The 3,387-nt window shown below is 65.4% G+C and carries 3 protein-coding genes; 1 reads left to right on the top strand and 2 read right to left on the bottom strand.

Annotated elements, in window-relative coordinates:
- Positions 1-197 precede the first annotated feature (197 nt).
- Positions 198-1,112 (bottom strand): LysR family transcriptional regulator, encoded by a 915-nt coding sequence (locus EOA36_RS31305; protein ID WP_189553451.1) that lies wholly within the window; start codon positions 1,110-1,112, stop codon positions 198-200.
- A 133-nt stretch (positions 1,113-1,245) separates the two neighbouring features.
- Here EOA36_RS31305 and EOA36_RS31300 point away from each other — a divergent pair, with 133 nt between their 5' ends.
- Positions 1,246-2,754, top strand: a complete 1,509-nt coding sequence (locus EOA36_RS31300; RefSeq protein WP_127280745.1) for an MFS transporter — start codon at positions 1,246-1,248, stop codon at positions 2,752-2,754.
- A 17-nt stretch (positions 2,755-2,771) separates the two neighbouring features.
- Here EOA36_RS31300 and EOA36_RS31295 read toward each other — a convergent pair.
- Positions 2,772-3,387 (bottom strand): response regulator transcription factor (locus tag EOA36_RS31295; RefSeq protein ID WP_145969402.1); only part of this gene is annotated, 616 nt, incomplete at its 5' end.

Raw genomic sequence — 3,387 nt, 5'->3', positions numbered from 1 at the left:
GCGGTGCTGCGGTCGATGATGGCCAGGTTCAGGCCGATGGTGCGGGCGGCGGAGTGACGCCGGAGCTGTCGGTGCGGCTCGGCTGAACGCTCCGGCATGGACGATGACCAGATCAGAATGCTGCTCATCGAGCAGCCGTAGGCGTTAACGTCAGACGACGCGCAATCCGGCCATCATCGCTGAAACGGGCACGGGACTTACGCGTTGGACAGATTGTCGGCCCCTTGCGAGTTGCGGAAACGGGGCCGCGTGGCGGTGACCGTTGCCGGCGGGCGATGCTCGCGAAAGGCCATGGCCAGCGTGCGCAGCGCCTCGCGCGACTTGATGTCCGAAAGCGTCGAAAGCAGCACGATCTCGGATGCCGGCAGCGGCGGCAGGCCGAATTTCCGGCTCACCTCGATCGTTCCGGGCGGCGCCAGTCGGCAGGAAAAGACCGATGTTGCGAGGCCGGCCGTGACAGCCTCGGCCACCGCAAAGGAGCCGCAGCCAAGGAACACTTCCGTCCAAGGAATTCCGACCGTGTCGAGCGCGCCGGTCGCGATGTTGCGGATGCCGCAGGATGGCGAGGATGCGGCCAGGTGCAGCGGCTCGCCGGCCCGGTGGACGAAACCCGGAGCGGCGTACCAGCCGAAATGCTCCGGCGCCAGCACCTCGCCGTCGCGACGGTCGTCCTCACGGCGGATGATCGCCGCATCGAGCTCGCCGCGGTCGAACGCGTCGAGCAGATCGCGCGAATCATCGAGCCGAACCTCGATGGTGAGGGCAGGATCATGCGCGCTGAGCCGCGCCAGCAAGGTCGGAACCTCGGCGCCGCCGACATGGGTGGCGATGCCGAGCCTGAAGCGGCGGCGGACAGCGGTCAGGCTCGCGACGGCGCGGTCGTGCGCGGCAAGGAAATCGCGCGCCGGCTCCAGGAATATTTCGCCTCGCGTGGAAAGTCGGACCAGCCGGGGCGTCCGCTCGATCAGTCTCTGGCCAAGCCGGTCCTCAAGCCGCTTCAGCCTGACGCTGACCGCGCCTTGCGTGCTGCCGAGTGCTTCGGCGGCACGCGTGAAGCTGCGGAGATCCGCAACGGTGACGAACGCCTTCACCGCTTCTACGTCCAGCGTCATGTCAGCTATCTCGCTTTGTTGTCACTGAAATAGCCAACCATGCAATTTTCAAATGATCAAGCCTGCCCTAACTGTGCAGTGCATGGCAGGCGGTCAGCAGATCGCCGTGCCCGGGAATTCGAAAGGTTTGACCATGGCTGTCCTCACCCGCCGAGGCATCGTCGTCCTGTTTGCCGCTTGCCTGGCATGCCTGATGTTCGGGCTGGAGATTTCAAGCGTTCCCGCCATCCTGCCGACGCTGGAAGAAGTGCTGCACGCGGACTTCAGGCAATTGCAGTGGGTGATGAACGCCTACACGATCGCGGTCACCACCGTGCTGATGGCGGTCGGCACCATCGCCGACCGTTACGGGCGCAAGCGCGTCTTCCTGGTCTCCATCGCCGCCTTCGGCCTGACGTCGCTGATCTGCGGCCTGGCGGACGACGTATCCACCTTGATCGTCGCCCGGTTTCTGCAGGGCCTGAGCGGCGGCGCGATGCTGATTTGTCAGCTCGCCGTTCTGTCGCACGAATTCAGGGAAGGCCGCGAGCGCGCGGTGGCTTGGGGCTGGTGGGGCGTCATCTTCGGTGTCGGTCTCGGCTTCGGGCCCATCGTCGGTGGCGGCATCGTCGCGATCTCGAGCTGGGAATGGGTGTTCCTCATCCATGTGCCGGCAACAGTCATGGCGTTTGTGCTGGCATTGACCGGCGTCCATGAATCGAAAGATCCACAGGCGGGCAAGCTCGACCTGGCGGGCATCGTGACGCTGTCGCCGTCGGTCTTTTGCCTCGTTTTCTACATCACGCAAGGCCCGGATCTCGGTTTCGCCAGTCCGACGGCACTGGTGATCCTCGGTGTCTCGATCGCGAGCTTCATCGCCTTCCTCATCGCCGAAAGGATCAGCAAGCGGCCGATGTTTGATTTCTCGGTCTTCCGGATCCGGCCGTTTTCCGGCGCCATCGTCGGCTCGGCGGCGATGAACCTCTCCTACTGGCCTTTCATGATCTACCTACCGATCTGGTTCCATGCCGGGCTCGGCTATGACAGCCTTTCCACCGGCCTTGCCTTGCTCGCTTACACACTGCCGATGCTCATGATGCCGCCCGTGGCGGAGCGGCTTTCGCTGCGCTACCAGCCTGGTGTCGTCATCCCTGCGGGGCTCGCCGCCATCGGCGTGGGGTTCATCGCGATGAAGTTCGGCAGCGCGGCCGCCGAGGCCAGCTGGCTGACGATGCTGTCTGGCTGCCTGATCGCCGGAACCGGCCTCGGGATCACCAACACGCCCGTCACCAACACGACGACGGGTTCGGTTTCGAGCGACCGCGCCGGCATGGCGTCGGGCATCGACATGAGCGCCCGCATGGTTTCGCTGGCGCTGAACATAGCGGTGATGGGCTTCATCCTTGCAAGCGGCGTGCTGGCACATCTCAGCCGAGTGCTGCCCGACCTCGATGCCGCCCAGCTGCGTCTCGCCGCCGAAGGGATCGCAGCCGGAAATCCCATCCCTGGTCTGCCTGATCCGATCGCCCGCGACGCGCTGCGAGATGGCTTTGGCTGGGTGATGCTCTATGGCGGCATCGGCGTCTGGATCATGGCCGCCGTCAGTTTCATGGTCTTCAGCGTCCGGCCGGTGCGGCGAGCCGAAGTTGAGTGTTCCGATTGAGCCGAGGACGCCGGCGCTCAGCCCGCCGGCTGCAGGGGGTCGCTGCCGATCTTGGACAGCAGGATCACCGCCTGGGTGCGGCTGTCGACGCCGAGCTTCTGCAATATGGCCGAGACATGCGCCTTGATCGTGGCCTCGGAGACGCCGAGCTCATAGGCGATCTGCTTGTTGAGCAGGCCCTCGGCCAGCATGCCCAGCACGCGGGTCTGCTGCGGCGTCAGCGCCTGCAGCCGTTTGATCAGGTCCGATATTTCGGGATCGCGTTCGACGCCGAGATCGACGCCGACGGGTGCCGCGATATCGCCCGCAAGCACCGACTGCACCGCGCCGCGGATTTCCTCCATGCTGGCCGACTTCGAGATGAAACCGGAAGCGCCGAGATCGAGCGCGCGCCGGATGGTCGCCGGATCGTCATGCGCCGACACCACGACCAGCGGCACCGCCGGATGGATGCCGCGCAGCGAGATCAGGCCGGAGAGGCCGCTGGCGCCAGGCATCGACAGGTCGAGCAGCACCAGATCGACATCTTCATTGGCCACGACCAGCGCCTTGGCACTCTCGAAATCGCCGGCCTCGTGAATGGCGGTGACATTGCCGATGCCGGCAAGCGCCTCGCGCAGGGCGCCGCGAAAC

The sequence above is a fragment of the Mesorhizobium sp. M8A.F.Ca.ET.021.01.1.1 genome (assembly GCF_003998025.1).
In the GTDB taxonomy this organism is placed as follows: domain Bacteria; phylum Pseudomonadota; class Alphaproteobacteria; order Rhizobiales; family Rhizobiaceae; genus Mesorhizobium.
The sequence above is the reverse complement of the archived record's forward strand: the minus strand, read 5'-3'. Positions and strand labels throughout refer to the sequence as shown.